At 75.7% G+C, this 20,820-nt stretch carries 15 protein-coding genes; 7 read left to right on the forward strand and 8 right to left on the reverse strand.

Features of this window, described 5'->3' with window-relative positions; translation table 11 throughout:
- From ABD353_RS30415 to ABD353_RS30430, 4 genes are all read left to right on the forward strand, one after another.
- On the forward strand, positions 1-1,178 hold a 1,178-nt coding region (locus tag ABD353_RS30415; RefSeq protein ID WP_344626898.1), incomplete at its 5' end, for a hypothetical protein.
- Positions 1,175-2,551, forward strand: coding sequence for a VWA domain-containing protein (locus ABD353_RS30420; protein WP_344626899.1), 1,377 nt, complete (start codon positions 1,175-1,177; stop codon positions 2,549-2,551). The genes ABD353_RS30415 and ABD353_RS30420, both read left to right, overlap by 4 nt.
- A gap of 46 nt (positions 2,552-2,597) precedes the next feature.
- Positions 2,598-3,710: an ATP-binding protein gene (locus ABD353_RS30425; RefSeq protein WP_344626900.1), complete on the forward strand. Its 1,113-nt coding sequence runs from the start codon at positions 2,598-2,600 to the stop codon at positions 3,708-3,710.
- The gene (locus ABD353_RS30430) at positions 3,707-6,517 is read left to right on the forward strand and encodes a hypothetical protein (RefSeq protein WP_344626901.1); all 2,811 of its coding nucleotides are present in this window, start codon (positions 3,707-3,709) and stop codon (positions 6,515-6,517) included. Before ABD353_RS30425 ends, ABD353_RS30430 begins: the two co-directional genes overlap by 4 nt.
- A 101-nt stretch (positions 6,518-6,618) precedes the next feature.
- Here the strand turns inward: ABD353_RS30430 and ABD353_RS30435 are convergent, their stop codons facing one another.
- Positions 6,619-7,605, reverse strand: a complete 987-nt coding sequence (locus ABD353_RS30435) for a tellurite resistance/C4-dicarboxylate transporter family protein (protein WP_344626902.1) — start codon at positions 7,603-7,605, stop codon at positions 6,619-6,621.
- A 171-nt stretch (positions 7,606-7,776) separates the two neighbouring features.
- Positions 7,777-8,721, reverse strand: coding sequence for an esterase/lipase family protein (locus ABD353_RS30440; RefSeq protein WP_344626903.1), 945 nt, complete (start codon positions 8,719-8,721; stop codon positions 7,777-7,779).
- 256 nt (positions 8,722-8,977) lie between these two features.
- Between ABD353_RS30440 and ABD353_RS30445 the strand changes: the two genes are divergently transcribed.
- Entirely contained in the window at positions 8,978-10,141 is a 1,164-nt protein-coding gene (locus tag ABD353_RS30445; RefSeq protein WP_344626904.1) for a PucR-like N-terminal domain-containing protein, read from the forward strand.
- Positions 10,142-10,294: 153 nt separating this feature from the next.
- Here ABD353_RS30445 and lysA read toward each other — a convergent pair whose 3' ends face one another.
- From lysA to ABD353_RS30475, 6 genes are all read right to left on the reverse strand, one after another.
- Positions 10,295-11,674, reverse strand: a complete 1,380-nt coding sequence (gene lysA / locus ABD353_RS30450; protein ID WP_344626905.1) for a diaminopimelate decarboxylase — start codon at positions 11,672-11,674, stop codon at positions 10,295-10,297.
- Positions 11,671-11,973 (reverse strand): hypothetical protein, encoded by a 303-nt coding sequence (locus ABD353_RS30455; protein WP_344626906.1) that lies wholly within the window; start codon positions 11,971-11,973, stop codon positions 11,671-11,673. Before ABD353_RS30455 ends, lysA begins: the two co-directional genes overlap by 4 nt.
- Entirely contained in the window at positions 11,970-12,359 is a 390-nt protein-coding gene (locus tag ABD353_RS30460) for an SAV_915 family protein (protein WP_344626907.1), read from the reverse strand. The genes ABD353_RS30455 and ABD353_RS30460 overlap by 4 nt, the downstream gene beginning before the upstream one ends.
- 45 nt (positions 12,360-12,404) lie before the next feature.
- Positions 12,405-12,605, reverse strand: coding sequence for a hypothetical protein (locus ABD353_RS30465; protein WP_344626908.1), 201 nt, complete (start codon positions 12,603-12,605; stop codon positions 12,405-12,407).
- Positions 12,606-12,811: 206 nt separating this feature from the next.
- Positions 12,812-15,646, reverse strand: a complete 2,835-nt coding sequence (locus tag ABD353_RS30470; RefSeq protein ID WP_344626909.1) for a serine/threonine-protein kinase — start codon at positions 15,644-15,646, stop codon at positions 12,812-12,814.
- Positions 15,647-15,760: 114 nt separating this feature from the next.
- Positions 15,761-16,939 carry an FHA domain-containing protein gene (locus tag ABD353_RS30475; RefSeq protein ID WP_344626910.1) on the reverse strand — a complete coding sequence of 393 codons (1,179 nt, stop codon included), beginning with the start codon at positions 16,937-16,939 and terminating at the stop codon, positions 15,761-15,763.
- A 316-nt stretch (positions 16,940-17,255) separates the two neighbouring features.
- Between ABD353_RS30475 and paaK the strand changes: the two genes are divergently transcribed.
- Together paaK and ABD353_RS30485 are read left to right on the forward strand one after the other, a co-directional pair.
- Positions 17,256-18,605 carry a phenylacetate--CoA ligase PaaK gene (gene paaK, locus ABD353_RS30480; protein ID WP_344626911.1) on the forward strand — a complete coding sequence of 450 codons (1,350 nt, stop codon included), beginning with the start codon at positions 17,256-17,258 and terminating at the stop codon, positions 18,603-18,605.
- A 169-nt stretch (positions 18,606-18,774) separates the two neighbouring features.
- On the forward strand, positions 18,775-20,811 hold the full coding sequence (locus ABD353_RS30485; RefSeq protein WP_344626912.1) for a serine/threonine-protein kinase: 2,037 nt from the start codon (positions 18,775-18,777) through the stop codon (positions 20,809-20,811).
- Positions 20,812-20,820: the final 9 nt, after the last annotated feature.

Consider the following 20,820-nt stretch of genomic DNA (forward strand, 5'->3'; position numbering starts at 1 on the left):
ACGAGGACCACCTCACCGCCCTGGCCGCCGCCCGCTGCGCCCTGCTCGGCTCCGTCCACGACGCGCTGACCGCGCGGATCGACGGGGCGACCGGCCGCGCCCGCACCGCCTTCCCGGCCACCGCGCCGGGCGCCCCGCAGGCGGCCGCCCTGCTGGCCGCCGCCCGCGCGCGGCTCGCCGACCTCGCCCGCGCCGGCTGGCAGGGCATCGACCACGACCTCGTCGCCGGGGCCGCCCCGGTGGTCAGCGCGATGCTGCCCGACCCGGCGCTGCGCCGCCTCGCCACCCTGCTGGACGGCTTCGCCGCCGAACTCGCCGCCTCCTGCCCCGGCGCCACCCTGGAGCGGGTGCCGCTGCGCCGCTGGGCCGACCTGTGGTCGCGGGCCCTGGTGCTCACCGTGCCGGGCGCGGCCGACGCGCCACCCGCCGAGGCCGTGACGGGCCGTCTGCTGCCGCTCGGCATCGACCTGCAGGAGCACGCGACGGCCGTCCAGGCCCAGGTGCACGCCGTGCTGGAGCCCGCCGACGGCGGCACGCCGCGGCTGGTGCGCGCCTCCGTCTCCGTGCCCAAGCCGGACACGGTCGTCGGGACGGGTGTCTGGCAGCTGCTGCGCCCGCACACGGCGCTGCTCGCCGCCGTCGGCGAGGGCCGCTCGATGGAGCTCACCGACATGCCCGCGACCGCCGGGGGCGACCTGCTCTGGAGCGAGGAGCACGCCCGCCCGGGCGCCCCCGCCGACGCCTTCGGCACCGCCCGGGTCGTGCTGGCCACGGCCGAAGCCGCCGTCACCGCACCGCTGGACCGGCACCCGGCGGCCATCGCGGTGCCGGTGCTGCTGGAGGGCTACACCGTCCGGCTGGACGGCGACGCGCTGGAGTTCGTGCTCGCCGGGCAGCCGCTCGCCGTCGACACCGACCGGATCCCGGCGGCCGGCCCGCTCACCCCGGAGGCCGTCGCCGCCTCCGCCGCCTGCATCGGCCTGCTCCGCTGGGACGCCGGCCGGTACCTGCTGCAGCCGCTCGCCGTCGAGACCACCGTGCGGAAGAAGGCCGTCGCCCTGCACGCCGGGGCCTGGGCCGGCGGCACCACCGACAAGCTGGGCGTCAAGGCGGAGAAGGCCGCCACCGACGCCGTCGCGGTGCTGCGCGAGCGCGCGGGAAGGCTGCTGCGGAAATGACCGAGCCGACCACCGTGCCGACCGCCGAGCCGGTCCCGGACGCGGACGAGAACCGCCGTCAGGTCCTCTACTGGCGGCTGCTCGCCCGCCTCTTCGACCCGGAGGAGCAGCACGCCCTGGAGTCCGCGAGCCTCGCCGTGGTCGAGGACATCGGCCTGCCGGCCGCCCTGCTCGACCCGCAGACCTCCGTCGACTCCGTCGTCCAGCGCCACCCGGAGCTGGCCGCCGAGATCGACGGACTGATGGTGCCGGGCGAGGACGGCGGCCCCCGGGAGGACAGCCCGCGGGACGGCTCCGCCGAGGTGCGCCGCGCCGCCCTGGCGTCGAAGGTGCTGCTGAACGTCTTCGCCACCGGCAGCGGCACGGTCACCGCCGGGCAGCTCGCCCGCTGGCAGTCCGACGCGGGCTGGCTGGAGCGCGCCCTCGGCTGCCGGCCCGGCGAGCTGCGGGCGGGCCGTGGCCCGGCACCCGCCGGCGCCCAGGGCCTCGGGCCCGAGCTCGGCGCGGTCGAGGCCGGCCTGGTGAAGCGGATGCAGCTGCGCGAGGTGCTCGCCGATCCGAAGCTCGCCGCGCAGCTGACGCCGAGCATGTCGCTGATCGAGCAGCTGCTGCGCGACAAGCACAACCTCTCCGGCGTCGCGCTGGCCAACGCCAAGGCGCTGATCCGCCGCTTCGTCGACGAGGTCGCCGAGGTGCTGCGCACCCAGGTCGCCAAGGCCTCCACCGGCCGGCCGGACCGCTCGGTGCCGCCGAAGCGGGTCTTCCGCAACCTGGACCTCGACCGCACGATCTGGAAGAACCTCACCAACTGGAGCCCGGAGGAGGAGCGGCTCTACGTCGACCGCCTCTACTACCGGCACACCGCCCGGAAGACCACGCCGCAGCGGTTGATCGTGGTGGTCGACCAGTCCGGTTCGATGGTCGACTCGATGGTCAACTGCACCGTCCTGGCGTCGATCTTCGCCGGCCTGCCCAAGGTCGACGTGCACCTCGTCGCGTACGACACCCGGGCGATCGACCTCACCCCCTGGGTGGGCGACCCGTTCGAGATGCTGCTGCGGACCAACCTCGGCGGCGGCAACGACGGCCCGATCGCGATGGCGATGGCCCGCCCGAAGATCACCGACCCCGCCGACACCGTGATGGTCTGGATCTCGGACTTCTACGAGTTCGACCGGTCCCAGCCGCTGTTCGAGGCCATCGAGGCGGTGCACCGCTCCGGGGTGAGGTTCATCCCGGTCGGCTCGGTGACCAGCTCCGGCCGCCAGGAGGTCAACCCCTGGTTCCGGGAGCGCTTCAAGGCGCTCGGCACACCGGTGATCTCCGGCCACATCGGCAAGCTCGTCCACGAGCTCAAGAACTTCCTCGCCTAGGCCCCCGGGCCGGCACCCCCTCGATCCCTTCCCGAAAGGCCCTGCCATGTCCGACCTGTTGCGCGCCCCCGCCGAGCTCAAGTACGCCGAGGAGCTGGCCTGGCTGGAGTCGATCGACGACAACCCGAAGCCGTTCAGCTGGCGGCTCTCGCCGAAGATGGTGCGGCTGTTCGTCCTCGGCTCCGAGCGCTCCGACGGCCTCGACCGCGAGGTCGCGCAGAAGTGGTTCGGTGACCGCAGCATCGTCGAGCGCGCCATCGTCACCCTGGCCTCCGACCGCGGCCTGCTGCTGATCGGCGACCCCGGCACCGGCAAGAGCTGGCTGGCCGAGCTGCTCGCCGCGGCGGTCTGCCGCGACTCCACCCTGGTCGTCCAGGGCACCGCCGGCACCACCGAGGACCACATCAAGTACTCCTGGAACGTGTCCATGGTGATCGCCAAGGGGCAGTCCCGGGAGTCGATGATCCCCTCGCCGATCATGACGGCGATGGAGTCCGGCGCGATCGGCCGCTTCGAGGAGCTCACCCGCGCCACCAGCGACGTGCAGGACGCGCTGATCTCGATCCTCTCCGAGAAGTACATCTCGGTGCCCGAACTCGACAGCGACGGCATCGTGTTCGCCAAGCCGGGCTTCTCCGTCATCGCCACCGCCAACAGCCGCGACCGGGGCGTCAACGACCTCTCGTCGGCGCTGAAGCGGCGGTTCAACTTCGTGCGCATCCCGGTGGTCACCAACAAGAAGAGCGAGGCGGAGATCGTCCGCTTCCGCACCGAGGAGCTGCTGCGCCGCCACTCCATCGAGCTGGAGGTGCCGCCCACCCTGCTGGACGTGCTGCTGCAGTCCTTCGCCGACCTGCGCGCCTCAGCCGCCGCGGCCGGCAGCGACGACGAGAAGCTGGAGTCGGCGCTGTCCACCGCCGAACAGATCGGCGTGCTGGAGGACGCCGTGCTGCACGGCAACTTCTTCGGCGAGCGGACGCTGACCGCCCGCACCCTGGCCTCCTCGCTGGTCGGTTCGCTGGCCCGGCGCGAGCCGGAGGACCTCGCCATCCTCAACAAGTACCTGCACGGCGTGGTCGAGCCGCGCGGCAAGGAGCAGGGCGGCGAGTGGCCGGAGTTCCTGGAGGGCGGCCGCGACGCGATCGCCACCCTGTCGTGACGGCCGCACCCGCGGGCGCCTTCGACCCGCTGCGGTCCCGGCTCCAGGAGGCGGCCGCCGAGTTCGCCGACGGTCCGGACGCCCTGGAGGGCATCCTGCTCGGCATCGTCGACGACGTCGACCGGGCGGTGCGCGAGCCGCTGGAGGTCTTCCCGGTCTGCCACCACTCGCCGGCCTCCGCGGTCGCGATGGCGCGCCGGCTGCGCGAGAAGCAGCCCAAGGTGGTGTACCTGGAGCTGTGCGAGGACATGGCGCCGCTCCTCACCGAGCTGCGCAACTGCCGCCTGCCGGTGGCCGTCCAGGCGTTCGCGACCGAGGTCGACGGCTTCCCCGCCGACTGGGCGCCGCTCTCGGTGGTCGCGCCGATCACCGAGGCCTCCGCCGAGTACCAGGCGATCGCGTACGCGCTGGACACGCCCGGCGTCGAACTCGTCCTGGTGGACCGCTCCTCGGACCACGTCTTCCAGTGGCAGCCGCGCGACGGCGAACCGGACGAGCCCGCCGACGCCGGTGCCGAACCGGAGGCGGCCGCCGCCGACGGGGAGGCCGCGCTGCACGGCGACGCGGTCGGCGTGGAGATCGGCGACCTCCGGCCGCGCTTCGCCGAGCTGGAGGAGCACCTGCTCCGGCACGGCAAGGTCCGGCACTGGTCAGAGTGGTGGCACCAGTACGTGGAGGTGCCGCTCGGCGACAGCGACCACGACACCTACCGCCAGGTCATGCTGCTGATCGGCAGCCTCTTCCGGCGGCTGGCGCCCGGCGACCCGCGCCGGGTCGCGGTCGACGAGGACCGCGAGCGGTACATGTGGACGAGGATGCGCGAGCACCTGGCCGCCACCGGCACCGACCCGGCCGACTGCCTGTACGTCTGCGGCGCCTTCCACGCGGCCAGCCGGGTCGCCGAGTTCGGCGTCGACGGCAGCGACGGCTTCGCGATCCCGCCGCGCTCGGCGACCCGCTGGCAGCACGGTCTGATCCCGTCCAGCCACGCCGCGATCGAGGCCCAGTTCGGCCTGGCCGCCGGCTCGGTGTCGATCGCCGCCGCGGTGTGGGCGAAGAACCTCCAGCGGACCGAGGTCCGGCCGTACCGCCTCGCGGGCCAGGCCGGCGGCGCGAAGGGCACCGGCCGGGCCGCCGCGGCGCCCGTGCCGACCGCCGGCCCCGCGCCCTCCGACCGGCTGTCCGGCTTCCTGCAGCGGCCGCCGGTGCTCGACACCCTGGACGAGGCCGAACTGCTCGGCTGGTCCGTCGACGTCGTGCGCGCGGCCCGCCGCAACGGCTACCTCGCCTCGACCGCCGACGCCATCGCGGTCTTCCAGACCTCGGTGCTGCTGGCCGGGATCCGCGACCGGGCGCGGCCGACCCCGTACGACTTCCAGGACGCCGCGGTCACCTGCATCGAGAAGGACACCGTGCCGGGCCGGCGCGACGTCCGCCGGCTGGTCGAGATCATGATGGGCGGCGACCGGATCGGCCGGGTCGGCTACGACGCGCTGCCGCCGCTCGCCCGCGACGTGCACGACCGGCTCGCCCCGCTCGGGCTGCGGCTGGAGCAGCGCGGGGTGCAGCGGGCGCTGCTGGACCTCGCCTCCCGGCCGGAGCTGAACGCCTGCTCCGACGTGCTGTGGCGGCTGCGGTACCTGCTGCCGCACGGCGCCGCACGGCCGATCATGGGTGAGCGCACGTTCGGCGAGCGGTCCCTCCAGGAGTCCTGGGACCTGGCCCTCGGCACCCACCAGCGCGCCCTGATCGAGCTCGGCTACGAGGGCGTCAGCATCGAACAGGTGCTGGAGCAGCGGCTGCGGCGCAAGGCCTACGGGCCGCAGGCCACCACCGCGGACGTGCTGGGCGCCGTCGAGGACGCCGTCCTCTACCTCGGCGGCCGCCGGCTCGCCGACGAACTCGGCCGGCACGCCCTGGAGGTGCTGGCCACCGAGCGGAGCGTGGACGGCGCACCGGAGGTGCTGCGCCGGGTCCGGCGGCTGCTGGCCCACTACCGGACGAGCGAGCCGGCGCTGCCCGGCTGGATCGAGTCCTTCGTCCGGACGGGGTACGCGCACTACTGCACCCTGCTGCCGACGGCGTTCACCGACGAGGACGCGACGGTCCGCCAGGTCGCCGCGACGCTGGGCTTCCTGTTCGGCATGGAGGGCCTCGCGCTGTCACTGGGCTGCGACCGGACGCAGCTGGAGCTGGCGGTGGCCCAGTCCCACCCCGAGGAGCCGTCCCGGGTGGCGCTGCTGTGGGCCGCCCAGCTGCAGCTCGGCCGGCTCTCCCGGGCGGAGCTGCGCGAGCGCTGCGCGGACCTGCTGGCCAACCCGTTGGCGCTGCCCGCCTATCCGCGCTACCTGAGCGGATTCGTGCAGGCGCTGGAGCCGGTGCCGGGCCTGGCCGACTTCGTGGTCGAGGCGGTCTCCCGGGCGTTCGGGCAGCTGCCGGACACGGTGCTGCTGCCGTGGCTGCCCGCACTGATCGGCGGCCTGCCGGCGGACGGCGCCGAACTGGCGCCGCTGCTGATCCGCGAGGCCGGGCGGATCTTCCCCGGCCGGCTCGCGGCGCTGGACACCTGGGTGCCGCCGTGCCGCCCCCCCCCCCCCCCCCCCCCCCCCCCGCCGCCCCCCCCCCGGCGCGGGGGCGGCGGCGCCGCCCTGCTGGCGGCCCCCCCCGCGGCCTGCGACGCCCTGGCCGGGCTGCTGGGCTGCGAGGACGGCTGGGAGTCCGTGGACGCCGTCCCCGGTGGCGCGGCCCTGCTCGGCCGCCACCCCGGCACCGCCGAGGCCCTGGAGGCGCTGCGGGCGGCCCGCTGACCGTCCCGGACCGCCCGGCGGGGCGCGCCCCGCGGGGGGCGGGGGCGCCGGGCGGCCGCACCCCACAGGGTGCGGCCGCCGCGTGCCGTGGGCCCGGCCCCTCAGGCGCCGCCGGAGGGTGCCGTCCGGCGGGCCCGGGCGAGGTCACGGACGAGGGCGAGCGCGGTGATCAGCCAGGCGCCGGCGGCGATCCACAGCAGCGGGTGGCCGAGCCCGTTCAGCCAGGGGAGGTGCGCGGCGGAGCCGGTGGAGAGGGTGGCGACGGCGCTCATGCCGAGCGGGAAGACGGTGGCCCAGCGGCGGATGTTGTACCGCAGCCTGGGGCGGCGGATCTCGGCGGCGAGCAGGACGAGGTAGCCGGCCAGGTCGAGGGTGAGCAGGACGAGGGTGGCGTCGCGCAGCACGGTGTGCCCGGCGCCCGTCCACTCGGGCCAGGCGGTGAGCTTGGAGCCGGCCAGGGCGCAGATGGCCAGCGCCCCCGCGGAGATCCACTGGTCACCGGCGCCGGTCAGGACCTGGCGGACGTCGAAGCGGAGCAGCGCGGCGACGTAGAGCACCAGGCCGAGCGCGAAGGCGGCCAGGGCCGCCGGGGCGAGCCAGTCGCCGCTGCCCGCCAGCGCGAGGGTGCCGGCCAGCACGGCGAGCCCCTCGGTGGCGACGCAGACCAGGAAGGCGACGCCCGGCAGGTGGTGCTTCCAGTGCCGCAGGACGGAGATCAGCAGCGGCGGCCAGGCGGCCGCGGCGATCGCGAGCAGCACCGCGGCGGTGCTCTGCCAGCCGGCGAGCGAGAAGCGGGTGCCGACCACCGCGGTGGCGGCGACGGCGGTCAGCGCGGGCGGGGTGGCGGCGTTGGCGGCCCAGCGGTCGCGGTCCCGCAGCAGGGTGAGGGCGAAGGCGAGGGCCAGCAGCAGCCAGCCTGCGGCGGCCAGCGCCAACAGGACCTGCGAGGAGGTCTCGCGGCCGACCAGGTTCAGCCCCACGGAGACGATGCCGGTGGCCATCACCGCGGAACCGGCGGCGGGCGGCACCTTCGTCCACCAGCGCGCGGCCGGCCGGTCGCCGGCCCGGTTCAGGGTGGGGAGGTCCATGCTGCCCATCGCAGCGCAGCGCGGCCGGTGCTGCCAGCGAGCCGCGCCGGGTGGACACTCGCCCGGGTGCAGCCGGGGTGGTCCGCCCGGTGCGGCGGGAGAGGCGCCGCACCGGGCGGGGTCGGGGCGGGGCGGACGGTCGGCGATCGCCGGGCCACCGGCCCCGGAGGGTCAGAGCAGCGGGCCGGTGACCGGCAGCACCACCTGGCAGGGGATCGGCCGCGGGTGCGCCGGGTCCAGGGCGTTCAGCACGTCCGTGAGGGCGATCGGGTCGTAGCCGATCTCCAGGTGGTCGGTGGCGTCCAGCGGGCACTGGTCCTGCACGGTGAGGTTGGTGACGTGCGGCCCGGCCGGCAGGAAGGCGTTGGTGTACGGGGTGACGACCTCGTCGAAGCGGGTCGCGATCACGGTGTAGTCCACACCGGGGACGGTCTGGCCGCCGGCGTCGAGGGCGGCCAGGAACGGCGAGCCGACCTCCTGCTCGACGCAGGCCGTGCAGGAGTCGTCGAGCAGTTCGTTGGCGGGCTCCAGGATGTGCAGCTGGCGGCCGAGTTCGGTGATGCCGTCCAGGGTGGTGCCGCTGTTGTTGGGCGCGATGCCGACCAGCTTGCGCACCTTGGCGGCGCCGCCCAGGTTCTTCAGGTAGTAGCGGGCCATCAGGCCGCCGCCCTGGGAGTGGCCGACGAGGTCGGCCTCGGGGGCGCCGGTCGCGGCGAGGACCCGGTCGACGAAGGCGGCGAGGTCCTGCGCCGAGTCCGCGATCGGGCCGGTGCCCTGGACGGGCGACCCGGCCGCGCCGCCGTAGCCGAAGGCGTAGACGCAGTACCCGGCGTTCGCGAGCAGCGGCGCCGCGCCGCCCCAGTTGTCGTTCATGTTCTCGAGCGTGCCGTGTACCAGCACGACCGGGGCGGGGTGGTCGGCCCCGGGGCGACAGGACCAGTCGTTCGCCCCGGCGGGCGGCCGGTCCGGCGTGAAGAAGCCCTTCACGAAGCCGGCGCCGAAGTGGTACTCGACCGGGTACGACGCGGCCGCCGCGGCCGGCTGCCCACCGGCCGCCAGCAGGCCGGCCGCAGCCAGCGCCGCCACCGCGAACGACCGTGCACGTCTCGCTCCCATATTGCACACCTTCCGATTCCGCCGGAATTCCCTGACATCCGGACGGGATCAGAAGCTAAGTGCGGCCCGATGGTGCGTCAACACACACGGCAGCCCGCCGACGGAAATCCTGCGGCGGATGCCAGGAATCTCCCCACCCCCTCGCAGAAAGTGTCACCCGGACGAGCGATCCTCCGTCAGCTTCGTTCCACCGCAGGCCATCACGGTGCGCCGAGCCTATTGACCCGCCGGTAACATCGCCCGCATACTCCCCCCTGTGACACGCCCCAGAGAGGCCCTTCCACGCAATTTCTCCACAGAACTCAGGACCGAGGAGAAGAGTCTCGCGGTCGAGATCATCCGGGAGATCAGGGCCGCCATTCCGGAATTCTCCCGCCCGCTCGCCGGACAATTCGGCGCCGGAATCCAGCACGGCGTGGAGACCGCGCTCGCCGAGTTCGCCGACCGGATCGAGGGAGCCGGCGGCCTCGGCGCGGAACGGCTGCGGGTCTACCGCTCGCTCGGCCGCGGCGAACTCACCGAGGGGCGCAGCCTCGACGCGCTGCAGGCCGCCTACCGGCTCGGCGCCCGGGTGGCCTGGCGCCGCTACGCCCGGGTGGCCCGCCGCTGCGGGCTCGGCCCCGAACCGCTGGTGACCCTGGCGGAGGCGGTGTTCGCACACATCGACGAGATCGCCGCCGCCAGCGTGCAGGGCTACGTGGAGGCCCGCGCCGACCGGGCCGGTGCGCTCGGCCGCTCCCGCCACCAGCTGCTCGGCGCGCTGCTGGGCGGCGCGGGCCCGGAGGAGATCCGGTCGGCCGCCGCCGCGGCGGACTGGGCACTGCCCGAACGGGTGGCGTGCGTGGCGCTGGACCCGCCACCCGCCGCCCGGCCCCGGCCGCCACGGTTGCCCGATCCCGTCCTCGCCGACCTCGACCGCCCGGAGCCCCGGCTGCTGGTGCCCGAACCGGAGCTGTACCTGCGCGACGGCCAGGTCCAGGAGGCGCTGCGCGGCCGGGGCGCCGTGATCGGGCCGCCGGTGCCGCTGGCCGAGGCCGCGGAGTCGCTGCGCTGGGCGCGGCTCGTGCGGGAGCGGCTGCCCGGCCCGCCGCCGGAGCCCGTGGACTGCCGGGACCGGCTGGCGGACCTGCTGCTGCTCGCCGACCGCCCGTTGGTCCGGCTGATCGCCGAACGGCGGCTCGCCCCGCTGGCCGGCCTGACGGCCAAACAGAGCCACCGGCTCGCCGAGACCCTGCTCGCCCGGCTGCAGACCCACCACGGCAGCGCCCCCGAGGTGGCGGCCCGGCTCGGCATCCATCCGCAGACCGCCCGCCGGCGGCTGCACCGGGTGCAGGAGCTGTTCGGCGACGCACTCGCCAGCCCGGACGCCCGCTTCGAACTCGAGGTCGCCCTCCGCTCGACGCTCCGCGACCCGGACTGAGCGAGGCGGATGCGGGCCACCCCACGGACCAGGGGTGAGCCGGATTCCTCGGGGAGCACCACCCCCGGACTGCGCGGTTCTCCCCCGGCCTTCGGCCGGGAGGTGCCCCCACGCGCCCCTGGATCGACCACCGAGCACCCTTGAAGACGGCTCCTACCGGCCGACCTCGCGGGCGCGGAAGTCCTCGACGGTCTCGCGGCGGATCAGCAGCCGGATCCGGCCGTCCCGGACGGCGGCCACCGCGGGGCGGCCGACCAGGTTGTAGCCGGAGGCCATCGACAGCTGGTAGGCACCCGCGGCGGGGACGGCCAGCAGATCGCCCGCCCGCAGGTCCGCGGGCAGTGCGGCGCCGCGGACGAGGACGTCCCCGGCCTCGCAGTGCCGTCCGACGACGTCCGTCGGGGCGGTCGGCCCGGTGCCGCTGCGGCCGACGGGGCGGACCTGGTAGGCGGAGCCGTACAGTGCCGGGCGCGGATTGTCGCTCATCCCGCCGTCGACGGCCGCGAAGCGCCGGCCGTCGGCGGTGTGCTTCACCGACAGGACGCGGTAGACGGCGACACCGGCCGGCCCGGCGATCGCCCGGCCGGGCTCGACGATCAGCCGGGGCACGGCGAGGCCGTGTGCGGCGCAACGTTCGGCCAGTCGCGTCCCGACCGCGCGGGCGAAGCGGGCGGGATCCAGCTCGCCGTCCCCGGGCAGGTAGCGGATGCCATGGCCGCCGCCGAGGTCCAGTTCGGGGAGTTCACGGCCGTGCCGGTCGCGGACCGCCGCCAGCAGGGCGACCAGCCGGTCCACCGCGGCGAGGTAGGGCGCGGTGTCGGTGATCTGCGAGCCGAGGTGGCAGTGCAGTCCGGCGAGGTCGAGGCCGGGTTGGCCGAGGATGCGGGCGACCGCCTCGGCGGCGTCCCCGCCGGCGATCCGGAAGCCGAACTTCTGCCCGTCGGTGCCGGTCCGCACGGCGCTGTGGTGGCCGGCGGCGATGCCGGGCACCACCCGGAGCAGCACCCGCTGCGGGGTGCCGGCGTCGGCCAGGGCGGCGATCCGGGGGATCTCGGAGAGGCCGTCGACGACGATCCTGCCGACCCGCAGCCGCCGGGCGAGTCGGAGCTCCTCCGGGCTCTTGGCGTTGCCGTGCAGCAGGATCCGCTGCGCCGGGAAGCCCGCGGCGGCGGCCAGCCGTAGTTCGCCGGCCGAGCAGACGTCCAGGCCGAGGCCCTCCTCGGCGATCCAGTCGGCCATGGCACTGCACAGGAAGGCCTTGGCGGCGTAGTGCACGTCGGCGTGCGGCAGGGCGCGGCGCCAGGCCCGGGCGCGGCTGCGGACCTCGGCCTCGTCCAGGACGTACAGCGGGGTGCCGAAGCGGTCGGCGGCCTCGGCGAGGCCGACACCGCCGATCAGCAGGTCGCCGCCGGGGCCGGGCCGGGCGGAGGCGGGCCAGGGGCTGCCGAGCGGCAGGGTGCCGGCCGGACCGGCGGGCGGGCGTGGGCCCGCGGGCGGGCGACCGGTGGGCGGGTGGGCGGACAGGGTGGTCATGGCGCGGCGCTCCTGATGAGGAGGGGCGGGGACGGCAGCGCTGCGGGGGTGGCGGCCGGGGCGAGGGTGCGGAGCACCAGCTCGACGCGGAGGCGGGTGGCGCCGGCCCGGCGCAGTTCCGCGACGACGGCGTGCAGTTCGCGGGGGCCGGTGCAGGCGAGGAGGAGTTCGAGGTCGGCCTCCCCTGCCAGCGCGAGGCCGGACCGTACGGCGGGGCAGCGCGCCGCCAGGTGGTCGAAGTCGAGGGGCGCGGGGCCGTGGCAGAGCCGGACGACGGCGTGCAGCGGGCGCGGCGTCACCACTGCCGTTCCAGCGGCCGTTCGGCGGCGGGCAGCCCGCGGAGCGTGGCGCCGGCGGGGAACCCGGTGCCACCGGGGTGGGGCGCGACCAGTCCCGGGTCGAGGACGAGGCGGTCGATGCCGAGCGGAGCGGTGAGGCCGCGCAGGGCGGGTTCGGTGAGCTCGGCCGCCTCCTGGTCGGGGCCGAGCAGGGCGTGCAGGGCGGCGGCGGTGCTGAAGGCGACGGCGCAGCGGCTGCCGTCGCGGTGCCGGAAGAGCCGCAGCACCTGCACCGGGCCGGTGGTCCGTACGGGCACGAAGCGGAGGGCATGCGCCGCTGGTCCGCCGGGTGCCCCTGGTGCGCCGGGTTCCTCGGGTTCGTCGGGCACGGTGGTGTCGGTGGTCATCGCTCGTCCTCGGGTGGCCTGGTCGGGAGGGTCGGTGAGGTGCCGTCAGTCGAGGTACTGCAGTGCCGTGCGGCAGTTGCCGGTGGTGCGGGCGCGGTCGGCCCGCGGTTCCTCCGGGCCGTCGGCGGCGTCCCGGCGGAGGGTGCGGGCGGTCCCCCGCACCTCGGTCGGCGGCACGGCTCGGCGGCTGCTCGACGGCGCGGGGACGGTAGCGAGGACGGCGGCGAGGACGTGGCGGTCGGTCACGGCAGGTGCTTCCTTCCGATGGTCGGACGGGCGGCCCGGTCACCCGGGTCCCGCTCCACCAGTGGATTCCCTCCGCCCTCCCCGGGTACCGGTTCTTGACGCACGGCCTACGCGGACGGGCCCCGCCTTGACGCGATCCTGACGCCGCCGCACCCACGGCGCAGCACTGCACGGCGCCGCTCCGCACCGTGCCCGTGGCTCGCCCGTCACCCGAGGGTGCGGCGGATCCGCCCGGACAGGCGGCGCCAGATGGCCGTCCCAACGTGGCTCGTCTCCAGGCGGTCGGCCTCCCGGGCGGCCCGCTCGTTGCCGCACTCCGCGGCCCAGCGGTACCAGTCGATGGCCTCCCGGATGTCGCCGCGGGCCTCGCACGCCCGGGCGCCGTCCATGATCGCGGCGTTGTTCCCGGCCTGGCCGGCCCGGCGGAGCCAGTCCAGTGCGGTGCGGACGTCGCCGGGGCCGTCGGCCTCCAGGTGGGTCCGCGCGACCTCACGCATGGCCTTGGTGCTGCCCGCCAGCGCGGACTGGCGCTGCCACTTCTCGCTGTTGGTGGTGTCGAGCTCGGCCATCGCATGGATCGCCCTGGGGTCGCCGGCCTCGGCCAGTTCGCGGTACCGCTTGACGGCGCGCTTCCGCAGCCGCCGGCGTTCCTCGGGATCGTCGGTCCGGTCGCGCAGCTTCAGACAGATCCGGGCGATCTCGTGCTTGGCCTCCTTGTCGCCCAGGGCCTCGGCCTGGGTGTAGAAGCGGAGGGCCTCCTGCAGCCGGCCGGTCCGCTCGTGCCCGCCGGCCTCCGCCCGCGCGGCGGCCCGGGCGTCCGCGTCCGCGGTGCGGGCCGCCTTCGCCGACGGCTTCTCCGCGGGCGCGGCAGCGGCCTTCGCCGTGGCCTTGGGCGCGGCGGCCTTCTGGCCCGCGGCCGGCTGCGCGGCCGTCTTCGGCGGAGCGGCCTTCGACGGCGCGGTCTTGGACGGCGCCGTCTTCGGCGGTGCGGTCTTCCCGGCCGCGGGTGCGGAGGCGGCCCGGAGGCGTCCGGCTTCCTGAGCCGCCCCGGTGTGCCCCTTCGCGGCGGCGCGGTCGTACCACTCGAGGGCCCGGACCCGCTGGCCGGTCCTCTCCAGCAGCGCGGCCGCTTCGACCATCGACGGGAGGTGGTCCCGTTCGCCGGCCCGGCGGAGGTGGTCGATCGCCTCCGCGGTCCGTCCCTCCTCGCGGAGGCGCCGTCCGATGGCGTGCAGCGCCTCGGTGTTTCCGGCGGCCCCGGCCCGGCGGTACCAGTCCGCCGACTCGGCCTGCCGCTGCGGGTCCTTGCCCAGGAGCTGCGCGGTCAGCAGCATGCCGTGGGCGTGGCCGGCCTCGGCGGCGCGCCAGTACCAGACCAGTGCCTCCTGGGGCCGCTTCTCCTTGTGGTACCAGGTGCCCAGCGCCAGCATGGCGTTGCTGTCGCCGTCCAGTGCGGCGGCCCGGTGCTGGCGCAGCGCGGCCCGCTCGGCGGCGGGCACCGTGCTGTGCGCCGCGGCGGCCCTCACCCGCAGGACGGCGTCGGCGGCCTTCGGGTGGTTGCGCTCGGCGGCCTTCTCGAACCACTGCAGGGCGTCGGCCAGCCCGCCGGGTTCCTTCTCCATCAGCTCGCCGAGCCGCATCGCGGCGTGCAGGTCTCCGGCCTCGGCCGCCTGGCGGTACAGCGCCCCCGCCTTCGGGAGGTGGTGGGGCAGCCGCTGCTCGATGAGGAGGGCGGCCTCGCGGGCGCCGGTGGGGTTGCCGCCCTCGGCGGACCGCCGGAACCAGTGCAGCGCCCCCTCGGGATCACCCGCCTGCTTGAGGGAGGCGGCCAGCCGCCGCATCGCCTCGGTGTCGCCGGCCTCGGCGTCCGCCAGGAACTTCGCGCCGGGGGTGCCCGGCCGCCCCTTCACCGCGGCGGCGGGCGGGGGCGCGGGCGGGGGCACCTTGACCTTCGCCGGAGCGGTCGGCGGCAGGGTGGTCGACTCCTCCGCCGGTCCACCGGTCGGCGCGGACGCGAGGCTCCGCTCCCGCAGGGCCCGTGCACCCGCCGCCGGCAGGCCGTCGGCCGCCGGTGCGGGCGCGGGCCCGGCGGTCGCCGGACCGGACCGCACCGACCACGCCCGCCCGCTGCGCATCGGCTCGGCCAGGTCGAGGGCGATCGCCGCCCGCTCGTCGACGGCCTCCCGCAGCACCGGCGGCAGCCAGTCCCGGCCCCGCGGCTGGGCGTCTGCGGGCAGCAGACCGGCGAACTCCGAAGGGTCCGGCCGGTTCTGCGGCTTCGGCTCCAGGCAGGGCCGGACGATCCGCTCCAGCGTCGGCGGCATGCCGTCGAGCTGCGGCCTGCCCTGGAGGATGTTCGCTCCGATCTGCATGGCGGATCCCGGCCCGAACGGGTGCCGGGCGAGGGCGGTGTAGGCGAGGACGAGGCCCAGCGCGAACATGTCGCTGGCCGGGCCGACGCGTTCGTCGCGGAGCTGCTCGGGCGAGGCGAAGGTGGTGGTGCGCAGCGCGACGCCGGTGGCGGTCAGGGTGCCGCCGTGGGCGGGGGCGAGGTGGCGGGCGATGCCGAAGTCGATGACGGCGGGCCCGGTGCCGGCGAGCAGGACGTTGGCCAGTTTGAGGTCGCGGTGCACCAGGCCGGCGGCGTGGATGCCGCGCAGGGCGTCGGTGAGGCCGGTGGCCAGCACCCGCCAGGTCCGCTGGGGCAGCGGGGCGCCGTGCAGGTCGAGGGCGTCGGCGAGGTCGATGCCGGGGATGTAGCGGGCGGCGAACCAGGGTTCGGGGGCGTCGGTGTCGGCGTCGACGACCTCGGCGGTGTACTCGGAGCCGACCGCGCGGGCGGCCTGGACCTCCCGGGCGAACCGGGTGCGGAACCGTTCGGGGGCCTCGGCGAGCCGGTCGGGGCGGACGGTCTTGAGAGCGACCGCGCGGCCGTACTCGGTGCGGGCGAAGTAGACGTTGCCCCAGCCGCCCCGGCCGAGCAGCGCGAACAGCCGGTAGCGGCCGATCAGTTCGGGATCGTCCTGCTGCAGGTGCTCCACTCGCCCCCCTCTGCCTGTGCCGCCGCCGTTCTCGACCTGCCCGGATCCGCCCGCCCGGCTCTGCTGTCCGGCTCTGCCCGTCCGGGCCAGTCCGCTCGAATCCGTCCGCCCGGGTCAGTCCGTCCGGGTCAGCTCGTCTTCCTTCCCCGGCCGCCGGGGCGGGCGGGCCCGGACGCCCTCGGCGCGCTCGCCCGGCCAGCGCTGTCCGCTGCGGCGGAGGACGACGCCGGGCACCAGCTCGATCTCGTCGTCCGGGCCGAACCCGCCGTACCGGGCGACGTCCGTCCGGCCCGCGGGCAGGTCGTCGCGGTGCGGCAGCGTCCGCCACGGCGAGGCCGCGCCGCCGGGGCGCAGGGTGCGGATCCGACTGCGGCCCTTGCTGGTGTCCAGGACGCGGAGGGTGCCGCGGTGGGCGACGATCACCAGGTGGTGGCGGCTGACGGCCAGGCGGCGCCGCTCGGCGAGGAGTTCGGGGTCGATCCGGGCGAGGTGGCCCCGGCCGAGGGCGAATTCGCGGCCCTCGTCCTCGGCGAGGTTCTCCCAGGCCTGGCACTGCCCGTCGACGAGGATCTTGAGCTGGAGGCGGGGGCGCCGGGGGCCGGCGTCGGCGAGCAGGGTGCCGTGGCTGCGGCAGACGACCTTGCCGCCGCGGATCGCCGGGCCCGGGTTGCAGGCCTGCCGGGGGCAGCGCCAGGAGCGTTCGAGGATGTCCGCGCGGGGACGGCCGCCGAGCATCAGGTTGCGCGCCTTGAGGTCGTCGCGTTCGCCCTCGCGGGAGATCTCCCGGTCGGCGACGACCCGCATGTCCCGCCGGACCAGCCGGACGGGACCGCCCCGGGCGGGGCGTTCCGGCCTGAGGAAGTGCTCGCGGTCGCCCTGGATCCAGGGGTGGTCGCCGCGGTGGCCGGTGAAGTTGTCGCTGCTGACGACCGGGGTGCCGAAGACCTTGGCGTGGTCGAGCAGGTCCGGGTCGGCCTTGCCGATGGCGGCGATCAGTCCGCGGTCCCGCCACTCGCGCAGCAGGCCCGGCTCGCCGGGGTGGGGGAACTCGTCGTCGTACCTGCGGTCGAGCAGGCTGTTGTCGGCGATCGCGTGGACGGTGACGTCGGGGTCGCCGGTGGTCCGGCAGAGCGCCGCGAGGACGAGCCGCAGCCGATCCAGGGAGCGGCGGGTGTCGCCGCCGAGCGCGGTCTCGCGGACGATGTTGGAGAGGTCGATCAGGTAGTCGGCCTGATCCGGTTCGCCCCGGAGGTGGCGTTCCATGCCGCGGAAGGCCGCCAGGTCACTCGCCACGCCCGTCACCCCATGCAGCCGGCCCGCCCCGTACAGCAGGAGAGGCTAGCGACTCCCGCGGCCCCGCAGACCGTAATCCGGCAAACCGGGCCCACGGGCCCTCCGGGGTGGTAAGGGCCCGGGCGCCCGGCCCCGGACGGGCCGGTTCCGGGCTGCTTCCGGGTGCCCGACCGAGCGGTCCGCCCGGGCGGTCGTCCGGCCTGCCGCCGGGGCGGCCGTCCGGGCAGCGGACAGCCCTTGACATGCGTGTCCGTGGCTGGATTACTGGGATTCCCGGCACCGACCGAACGGTCGGTGGGCATTGGCTGGAGGCGTGATGAGCGGCAGCGGCACGGAGCACCATCGGGACGGGGCGCACCGCCTCGGCGAGCCGCTGCCCGCCGACCTGCGGGACGCCGGCGAGCGCCTCGACCGGCAGGAGCTGGCCGAGCTCCAGCTCCGCCGCCTCCAGCAGACCCTGCGGCACGCATACGCGAACGTCGAGTTCTACCGCCGCTCCTTCGACGCGGCCGGCGTCCGCCCGGAGGACTGCCGCACCCTCGCGGACCTGGCACGCTTCCCGTTCACCACCAAGGCGGACCTGCGGGACAACTACCCGTTCGGGATGTTCGCCGTACCGATGGCCGACGTCCGGCGGGTGCACGCCTCCAGCGGCACCACCGGCCGCCCCACCGTGGTCGGCTACACCGAGAACGACCTGTCCGTCTGGGCGGACGTCGTCGCCCGGTCGATCCGCGCGGCCGGCGGCCGGCCCGGCCACAAGGTGCACATCGCCTACGGCTACGGCCTGTTCACCGGCGGCCTCGGTGCGCACTACGGCGCCGAACGGGCCGGCTGCACGGTGATCCCCGCCTCCGGCGGCATGACGGCCCGCCAGGTGCAGATCATCCGGGACTTCGAACCCGAGATCATCATGGTCACCCCCTCGTACATGCTCACCCTGCTGGACGAGTTCGAGCGGCAGGGCGTCGACCCGCGCAGCACCTCGCTGCGGGTCGGCATCTTCGGCGCCGAGCCGTGGACGGAGGAGATGCGGCGCGAGATCGAGGAGCGCCTCGACCTGCACGCGGTCGACATCTACGGGCTGTCCGAGGTGATCGGCCCCGGCGTCTCCGCCGAATGCGTGGAGACCAAGGACGGCCTGCACGTCTGGGAGGACCACTTCTACCCCGAGGTGGTCGACCCGCTCTCCGACGAGAACCTGCCGGACGGCGAGAGCGGCGAACTCGTCTTCACCTCCCTCACCAAGGAGGCGATGCCGATCGTCCGCTACCGCACCCGCGACCTCACCCGGCTGCTGCCCGGCACCGCACGCCCGGCGTTCCGCCGGATGGAGAAGGTCACCGGCCGCTCCGACGACATGATCATCCTGCGCGGGGTCAACGTCTTCCCCACCCAGATCGAGGAGATCGTGCTGCGCACCCCGGCGGTCGCGCCGCACTTCCAGCTGGAGCTGACCCGGCGCGGCCGGATGGACCACATGTCCGTCCGGGTGGAGTGCCGCCCGGACGCCACCCCCGAGCAGCGCGAGGCCGCGGCCGCCGCCATCGCCGCGGGCGTCAAGGACGGCGTCGGCGTGAGCGTCGCCGTGGAGATCGTGCCGCCCGACACCCTGGAGCGATCGGTCGGCAAGCTCCGCCGGGTCGTCGACGCCCGCAACCGCTGAGCCGCCCCGGCCGGACGGACCGTCAGACCTGCGGCACGCCAGGCACTCCGGCCGACCGGACATCACCGTTCACCTGCAGCGGCCGGGCTCTTCGACGTACCCTCGGACCGGCGGGCACCGGCACTGCGCGGGGAGACGCACCGGTACTTCGCGGGGAGACGGGAGGCAGATGGACCGACTCGGTCGGGACGATCCGCTCTCCGTCGGCCCCTACCGGCTGACACGCCGCCTCGGCGCCGGAGGCATGGGCCGGGTGTACCTCGGGCACACCCCCGGCGGCTACCCGGTCGCCGTCAAAGTGGCCCACCGGCACATCGCCGTCGACCACCGCTTCCGTTTCCGGTTCCGGAGGGAGATCGACGCCGCGCTGCGCGTCTCCGGGCTCTACACGGCCAGGGTCGTGGAGGCCGACCCCGAGGCGGAGCTGCCGTGGATGGCCACCGAGTACATCGAGGGGCCCACCCTGGACCAGAGGCTGGCCCGCGGGCACCTCGACCCCACCGAACTGGGCCGTCTGGGGTCGGCCCTCGCCGAGGCCCTGACCGCGATCCACAAGTGCAAACTCGTGCACCGGGACCTCAAACCGTCGAACATCATCATGGCCGCGAACGGCCCCCGGGTCATCGACTTCGGCATCGCGCACGCGATGGACGCCGTCCGGACGACCACCCTGGGCCGTACCCTCGGGACGCGCGGGTACATCGCGCCCGAGCAGTCCTCCGGAGTGGTCCGCCCCGCGTCGGACATCTACGCGCTGGGCATGGTGCTCGTGCACGCGGCAGGCGGCGACCCGTTCGACCAGGGTGGCCGGGGGATGCGGCGGCCTTACCACGAGCCCGATCTGACGGCCCTTCCGGCCGCGATGCGGCCGTTCGTCGGCCGTTGTCTGGACCCCCGGCCCGAGCGGCGGCCGCAGCCGTCCGAGCTGATCCGCGCGTTCTCCCCCGACCCCGCCGTGCCGCGGCAGTGGCCCGCCGTCGCCACCTGGGCGCCCCCGGGGCCGCCGGCGGATCGGGACGAGCGGTCGGAGACGGCGCCGGCAGCGGCACCGCACGCTCCGCCGCCCCCGCCGCTGCCGGCATGGCCGGACGCCCCGACGCAGACCGCGCCGCCACCGGCCCGACCTGAACCCGACGGCGCTTCCGGTGCCGGTGCCAGGCCGTTGCCGGGCCCGATCAGCGCGGTCGAATTCCGGATGAGCCGACTGCGGCGCCTGCAGGTGGCCACCGAGTCCCTGGCGATCCTCCTCCTACCGCCCGTCCTGCTCGCCGCCGCCGGCAGCGCCACCGTCTGGACGTTCACCGCGGGCGCGGCCTCCCTGCTGTTCGCCCTGCACCGCCAGGCGGTGGTGACGGTGCTCCGGCTCACCGCCGACGGGGCGCACAGCACGACCGGCATGGTCCTGCGCTCGGCGCAGCACATCCACTGGCGCCGGGTGGCATCGGTCGGCTACGCCGACCGCGGCAGTGGCCGGCTGCGCTTCTTGCCACTCGGCGACGCGGCCGGAACCGGCCTGCGCGGGGCGGCTTCCGGGACCTTCATCTCGCTACCGGACCTGCCACCAGCGGTGACACCGGCGTGCGACGACACCGGCCCGACGGCCGAGCTGCTCCGCACCGCCGTCGCGGGCTTCGCCCCCGGCGTGCCGTTCCTCACCTCGCACCGCCACGTCGACGGTGCGCGCCGCCCGGACCGCGTTCCGGTCGACGCGACGCTGTTCGAGACCTCCTTGCGCCGCAGGCTCGGCTGGATCCTCCTGCTGGCCGCAATGTGCGCCGGGCACGCCACGGCGGTCGCCACGGACCACCCGCCGAAGCCGGTGATCGGCGTCATCATCGGGGTGTACGCGGCGACCGCCTGGCTCGGCCCCGGCCGAACCCGCGCGGTGGCCTTCTCCGGCCGGGGCATTCACGTCCGCTGGCGCCGGTGGTACGGCCCGACGGCCTCGGCCCTGATCAGCTGGTCCGACATCGACCGGGCGGAGGTGCCCGACAGCGACGGCCGGGCCCGCGTACGGGTGCGGCTGAAGCACCACGCCGAGCATCTGCTCCGCGCGCCAGGAGGCCGGGTCCGCCCCGCGATCCGCGTCCTGCGCCGACCGCCCCGCGTCGGCGGACGGACGGCGGGTGCGCGGCGGGCCGCGTACCGCGAAGCCATCGCCGCACACACCCCGCAGGCGGCCGCACCCGCAGAGCCCGTGCGCTGACCGCGGGAC

This window comes from Kitasatospora arboriphila (assembly GCF_039528095.1).
Classification (GTDB): Bacteria; Actinomycetota; Actinomycetes; order Streptomycetales; family Streptomycetaceae; genus Kitasatospora; species Kitasatospora arboriphila.